At 36.1% G+C, this 7,249-nt stretch carries 3 protein-coding genes; 2 read left to right on the plus strand and 1 reads right to left on the minus strand.

Annotated elements, in window-relative coordinates:
• Positions 1-339: 339 nt before the first annotated feature.
• Positions 340-1,353 carry a tRNA (adenosine(37)-N6)-threonylcarbamoyltransferase complex transferase subunit TsaD gene (gene tsaD, locus E1171_RS11835; RefSeq protein ID WP_155206214.1) on the minus strand — a complete coding sequence of 338 codons (1,014 nt, stop codon included), beginning with the start codon at positions 1,351-1,353 and terminating at the stop codon, positions 340-342.
• 20 nt (positions 1,354-1,373) lie between these two features.
• Between tsaD and E1171_RS11840 the strand changes: the two genes are divergently transcribed.
• Positions 1,374-5,993 (plus strand): translocation/assembly module TamB domain-containing protein, encoded by a 4,620-nt coding sequence (locus E1171_RS11840; protein WP_155206215.1) that lies wholly within the window; start codon positions 1,374-1,376, stop codon positions 5,991-5,993.
• Between the two features lie 52 nt (positions 5,994-6,045).
• The gene (locus E1171_RS11845; protein ID WP_155206216.1) at positions 6,046-7,005 is read left to right on the plus strand and encodes a Smr/MutS family protein; all 960 of its coding nucleotides are present in this window, start codon (positions 6,046-6,048) and stop codon (positions 7,003-7,005) included.
• Positions 7,006-7,249: the final 244 nt, after the last annotated feature.

The following is a 7,249-nucleotide window of genomic DNA, read 5'->3' on the forward strand; positions in this document are numbered from 1 at the left end:
TTTTAATATTAATAGTATTAGAAAACTTTCTTTTTTCTTCTTTTGCCATTTTAATGCAATAAATAGATTAACTATTTAATAATGAATAATAATTAGTGAATAGAAATTTGAAAAAGAAAACCAACAACTCCCAAATTCTTCACAATGCTTTAGAACTCTTTGTATCAAAAATTCTAATATTAACCAAATAATAACGTAGACAGCACAAAATACAGTTATTTTTTCCAAAAAATAACCTAATACTACCTTAGGCCAAACAAATTTTAGGAAACATCCTATTAAACTATGTCAGATCTGAAAACTTATAGGCTTAAAACCATTCCTCTTCAGGATTCATTATCAATTATCCATTAACTTTAGGGCTGGCTGTGGACTGACTCCAAGATCACAAAATTCTCCTGCCAAATATTTATAATGTGCATTCATGGCTACCATAGCGGCATTGTCTGTACAATATTCGAAACGAGGAATAAACACCTCCCAATTCATTTTTTTTGATTGCTTCTGAAGTTCTTCCCTCAACCCACTATTGGCAGATACCCCTCCTGCAATCGCTATCTGTCGAATGCCCGTTTGTCGGGAAGCCTTTTTTAACTTTTGCAAAAGCATATTTATTAAGGTATACTGCATGCTAGCACAAATATCCGAAAGATTATTTTGTACAAAATCTGGGTCTTTTTTTGTCATATCCCGAATAAAGTACAAAAAAGCAGTTTTAATGCCACTAAAAGAATAATTTAAGCCCTGCATCTCTGTCTTAGGGAATTCAAACCTCAAGTGATTTCCCTGTTTAGCGTATTTGTCAATTAATGGACCTCCAGGGTAAGGTAAGCCTAGAATCTTAGCAGTCTTATCAAAAGCCTCGCCTACTGCATCATCTTGTGTTTCTCCTAAAATCTCCATATCAAGAAAATCACGAACCAAGACAATCTGTGTGTGCCCCCCACTTACTGTCAAACATAAAAAAGGAAAGGCAGGTCGTGGCTCTTCAATGAAATGTGCAAGTATATGCGCCTGCATGTGATTTACCGCAATTAGTGGAACTCCAAGGCCTTGCGCCAGCGATTTAGCAAAAGAACTCCCGACTAATAAAGCACCTAATAATCCCGGGCCTTGTGTAAAAGCTACGGCATCTAATTCCTCCTTCCCAACCTTAGCCTCCCTTAAAGCATTTTCCACAACAGGCACGATATTTTGCTGATGTGCGCGGGATGCCAGCTCCGGAACAACTCCTCCATAATTTTCATGAACAGATTGCGTTGCTATAATATTATTCAGTATTTTGCCGTCTTTTATTAAAGCTGCAGAAGTTTCGTCACAAGATGACTCTATTGCCAGAATTACAGGTCTCATAGATTTATTTTCAAAAAAATTTGTCGCAAGTTATTAAAAAACGTTTACTCAAAACAGTACTTTGGTTAACACTTACCATTCTGTTTCTTTTTATTGCTCTTTCGGCAGCCATACAGTTGCCTTATATCCAAACGAAAATAACCAAAAAACTTGCCCACTGGGTAACAGAAAGAACAAGCTTCACCTTCGAAGTGGCCCATGTGAATTTACATTGGTTCCATCAAATCGAACTTGAAAATGTAAAAATCAAGGATACCCAAGACAGCCTCATGATAGGGGCAAAAAGTCTACGTGTAGATTTGGGCTCCCTTACTACCTTAGAAAAAGAGCACATCAATATCAACCAGCTTAGATTGGAAAATGCTGAAGTCCATCTGATTAAAAACACTCCTACTAATGGATTCAATCTGAACTTGTTTGTCAAGGAATTGAATGAAATGGGAGGATCTGGAAAAGAAAAAAAGCCAAAAAAAGCGCCAAAGATCACCATTGGCTCTGCCCGTTTGATTAACAGTACCTTTAGCATGAATATGCCGGAAAAAGACTCCATTCCAGGACAATTTGATTATTATCACTTTACTGTAGACAGTATTCAAGCTCAGTTGAGAGATTTTTCAGTTGACCGAGGGAAAGTTTCCTTTGAAAGCACCCAACTTTCCGGACGTGAGGTCCAAAATAACTTTAAAATTCATGAGCTAAAAACCCATTTTAGCATTAACGGTAGCAAAATGGCTTTTGAGCAATTGTTCCTTCAAGCGGGAAATAGCACCCTTCAGGATCAATTGATTTTCAGATACCATAGTTACAATGACTTCCAAAATTTTAATCAAATCATAAACTTAGAAGGGCAGCTGAACAAATCTGAGGTTTATACCAAAGACCTGGCAGTTTTCGCACCCTTCCTACTAGGAATTAATGACCGTTATTTGGCCAGTGGTCATTTTAAGGGAGAAGTCAATAATTTCAAAGTCCAAGATCTTCAATTGGCTTTTGGGAGGAACAGTCTTTTAAAGGGAATTGTGAGCTTTCAAGGACTTCCAAATGTTTCTGAGACTTTTGCCGATATCAACTTAAGCAATTCTCAACTTCTGGGGGAGGACCTTAAACAGTATATTCCACAGGACGTCCTTCAAACACTTAAAAAATTTGGTCAAACCCAAATGAATGCCACCTTCCAAGGTTTTCCTAATGACTTTGTTGCGGAAGGAGAGTTTTCTTCAAAACTTGGTTATCTAAAAACAGATATCAACCTAAAATTTGAAAAGGGACACCCCGTAGAATACAGTGGAAGGCTCAAGACAAAGGATTTCAACTTGGGTAAATTAGCCGAAGACACCGAGTTTCTTCAATTCGTCAACCTCAATGGTGAAATAGAAGGTGAAGGTTTCAACATGGAAGGTGCCGATTTCACTTTAAATGCTAAAATCGATAACATTGGAATTAACCACTACAACTATCAAAATCTTACAACCAACGCCCGAATGGCGAAGGAACTTTTTAGGGGAAAATTAACGATTGAAGATCCAAACTTAAAGGCCACCGCTGTGGGGGAATTGGATCTCAGAAAAAATAAAAACAAGATAGATATGGAAATCAATGTTGACACCGCCTTGGTGCACAATCTAGGTTTCCTGGAAAAAGAAACCTTTGTAAAAACAAAGCTAAATGTAGATTTACATGGTCTTCAACTGGATAGCATTACAGGTCATGGATCCTTTAACGATACAAAAGTTATTTACGATAATCATCCCTTTGAGCTAAAAGTACTTAAATTCAATTCCCAAAAAAATGAAGGAGAACGGGATATCTCAATAAGAAACGAGGCCTTCGACGCTGATTTTAAAGGTAATTATCAACTTTCAAGACTCTCGAAAGATTTGGTTAAAACTTGGAATGAATATCAATTAAACCTTCTGAATCACAGCCAAGAAATCAATTCCTATTATTCTCAAAAGGCCAATGATAAAAAAAGGAATGACTACCAGCTATCTTACGAAATCTATTTAAAAGACATTAATCCATTTTTGGAAGCTTTAATTCCGGAACTCTATATTTCCAAAAATACTTCAGTCACAGGAACCTATAAAAAAGGCTATACAGATATTATTACGCTTAACTCAGAAATAGATAGTCTGTCCTATAATGACTTTGGATTTAAAAATACCGCATTCGACCTTTCTACCTCAAAATTATCCGACAGCACTAATGTGTTGGCCATGGTTTACCTCACTTCCGGAGAACAATTGCTAAAAAACAGGCATCTTAGTCAAAACCTTACTATCCAAGGGATTTGGAATGACACCCATGTAGATTTTTTGGCCCAAACAGAACGAGGCCAATCTGAAAATTCCCTGAATTTGGAAGGGACAATTGATTTTCTTCCTGATACTACCCACTTAAGTATCTTAAATAGCGATCTAAGGTTTTTAGGAAAACCCTGGTACATTGCTCCAGGAAATCAAATTTCATTGATTAATAATCGCCTTCAAATCCAAGGGTTACAAATCTATCGGGATGAGCAAAAAATTGCTTTAAATGGAGCTATCTCTCCTTCTCCTTATGATTCCATCATATTATCTATAGAAAACTTACAATTAGATAACTTCAATGAATTTCTGGAACCTAAACTTAGTGGCGTAATAGATGGCACAGTTAGTTTGAGAGACTATTTTAATACGCGTCTCATTCAGAATCAAATTAATATCAAACAATTACACATCAATCATTATTTGGCTGGAGACTTTAGCAGTTATAGTGATTGGAGTAGTAGCTTACAGCGACTAAATTTAAATCTACAGCTCAACAGGTTAGGGAAAAAGACTATAGGGGCAGAGGGCTATTATGATCCATACAATGAAGAAAATCCTTTAAATCTTACCGCCCGCTTTGACCAGGCAAACCTCAACCTGGCAGAACCTTTTATTGAAGAAAATTTTTCGGACATTGAAGGCACGGCAAGTGGGGAATTTAAAATATCAGGAAAGCTAACACATCCCATTTTGGAAGGAGAAGGAATTGTTCAAAACGGAAAGCTTAAATTCAACTACCTAAACACCTTTTACACCTTCGATGGAAGCATAATATTTGATGTTAACGAAATTGGAGTAAGGAATTTAAAACTCCACGATATCAATCAAAATGAAGCTACTCTGAGTGGAGGTATTTTTCATGATGGGTTCCAGAATTTTATACTTTCTCTTGAAGGTACTATGGATAATTTCCAGGTGCTAAATACCAATTATAAAGACAATAGCCTTTATTATGGTGAAGCCTATGGTACAGGAAATTTTTATGTTTTGGGAGCGATTAATAATCTTCAAATTTATGTAAATGCCACCACCAACAAAAATACAAAGATCCATATGCCGATCACTTCCTATTCTGCTGACAATTTTCAACAGGAAGATTTTATACATTTTGTAAATCTTAGTGACTCTACAGCTTTATCCCAAAAGCCAGAAAGTAATTCCACGGATCTCACTGGGATAAATCTTAATTTTGACCTAAATATCACTCCAGATGCATATGGAGAGTTAATTTTTGACAAAAAGTCCGGTGACATTATTCGGGGAAGAGGAAATGGAAATCTTAAACTCCAAATTGACACCAAAGGGGATTTCAATATAATTGGAGACCTGGAATTTACCCAAGGAAACTACAACTTCACCATTCCAGGCCTCATTAACAAAGAGTTTATTATTGAACCCAACAGTACCATTAAATGGGCTGGCGACCCTTACGAGGCCCAATTAGGCATAAAAGCAAGCTACAATCAATTGGTATCTCTAGAACCTGTTTTCAGTTATATTTTGGATCCCGACCAGAACGCCTCATCAGAAACCAATGCACAACTTAAAAGGAAATATCCTGCCAAAGTTTTAATGGATATCGAAGGCCAGATGCTATCTCCCGACATTAACTTTGAACTTGACTTTAGTGATTATCCACACAACATAAGTAAAAATGGAATTCGGCTGGAAGATGCCATTACGGAATTCAAATCTCGATTAAAGGCAGATGAACAAGAACTAAAACGGCAGGTTTTTAGCATGATCATTTTAAAAAAGCTTGCCTCCGACAACAGCAGTCTGGCTGTTGGAGGAACTGTGGGAAATAGTGTTAGTGAGCTTCTTTCCAACCAACTTAGTTATTGGTTAAGTCAGGTAAATGAAAACCTTGAAATTGATTTTAACCTCAATAGTATTGAAGAAGATTTCTGGGAAACATTTCGATTACGGTTTTCTGTAAATTTATGGGATGGGCGGTTAAGAATTACCCGAGATGGAGGCTTTACAGATGTGCATAATCAAACCAACATTAATAGTATTGTGGGGGAGTGGACAGTTGAATACTTGATTACTCCTGATGGCAAATTTCGAGCAAAACTATATAATACAACGGATCTTAATTCGAATGACAGTAATATTGACTCTGGAAATTCAGCTTCACAGGGAATAAGTATTATGCACGTTCAGACCTTTAATAAGTTTAAGGACCTTTTTAAAGGAAATAAAAAAAGGAGAAGCTCTGAAAAAGAGAAAGAAAAAACAGAAAATACGGAGACCATAACTCCGAAAGACTCCCTTTTGAATAGACAAATTAGGAATACTGAGAAAAAGGACTCTACTCAATTAAATTAAATGCATTGGGTGGGGGTTCAAACGATTTTTTTGATCTTTTAATTTAAAGAAAATGAATATTGGAGATAAAGTAAGGTTACTCCATGATGATGTGGAAGGGGTTATCACTCGTTTTTTAGATAGTAAATTAATCGAAATTGAGATTGAAGATGGCTTTACTATCCCAGTGATGAAAAATGAGGCAGTGGTGGTTTCCTCAGGAGAATCTTCATTCTTTGAGGAAAAGAAAGAGACTGCTGTAGAGTCAAAGAAAGAAATAAAATCAGAAATTATTGCCCAACGAGGCGTTTTCATTGCCTTTCTAGAAATAAATGATAAGGTAGTATCTTTACATCTGATCAATAATACAGATTTACAACTCCCTTTTTCCGCTTTTGAAGAATTAAAGGACCAATACAATGGCCTAAAAGCAGGAACTCTTCAACCTCGAGAATCAATGAAAATAGGTGAAAGAGAAATTCGCAATTTTGAAAAATGGCCCCCAATCTTAATCCAATTACTTTTCTTTAAAAATGAGGACTTTAAGTTAAAAAACCCCCTACAAAGAGTTCTTAAATTTAAAGCGTCAACTTTCTTTAAGAGTAAACAAAAAGCCCCTGTTCTGGGAAAAAATGCTTTCTTATTCCAATTAGATAATGAGGCAAAAAACCTGGATACCGCAAACCTTAAGGAACAACTATACACCCAGACGGAAAATAAGACAATTACTTCTCAAAGTCATTATGACCGGCCCGAGCCTATTATAGACCTTCATATAGATAAGCTTATTGATGACTTCAGTGAAATGAACAAAAGAGAAATTCTGTCCTATCAGATTCAACATTTTGAAGCAATACTGGATAAAGCCATTGCGTGTGGAATGGAAGAAATCACATTCATTCATGGAGTTGGTAATGGGGTTTTAAAAAATGAAATCCACAAACGCTTGGGGAAAACCTTTTTAATAAAGTATTACGAAGACGCTTTGAAGGAAAAATTTGGTTATGGAGCCACTCGAGTTAAAATTCGTTAAAAGGAGGAGTTAAGAGAAGAGTGAAATTTTAGAACTGATTAATGATGTCATCATATATTCCAATCGCTCACCTGGAAACCATATTATTCCATGGAGTGTAAATTGTAAAAATTTTTAATTGCAAGTCTTAGATTTTCGTCTTCAATTTTCAAACAATCCCCTAGAAACTCCTAATTCTTTACTGATGCTTAGCTTTTAACCCGCTTCAAGAAATTTTTGGCTCAAAAATTGATTATGGTTTAAC

The sequence above is a fragment of the Xanthovirga aplysinae genome (genome assembly GCF_009711365.1).
Taxonomy (GTDB): Bacteria; Bacteroidota; Bacteroidia; order Cytophagales; family Cyclobacteriaceae; genus Xanthovirga; species Xanthovirga aplysinae.

What these genes read in the sequence shown, in the direction of transcription:
- tsaD (WP_155206214.1), bottom strand. Translation starts at nt 1,353, where the DNA reads ATGAGACCTGTAATTCTGGCAATAGAGTCATCTTGTGACGAAACTTCT.
- E1171_RS11845 (WP_155206216.1), top strand. Translation starts at nt 6,046, where the DNA reads ATGAATATTGGAGATAAAGTAAGGTTACTCCATGATGATGTGGAAGGG.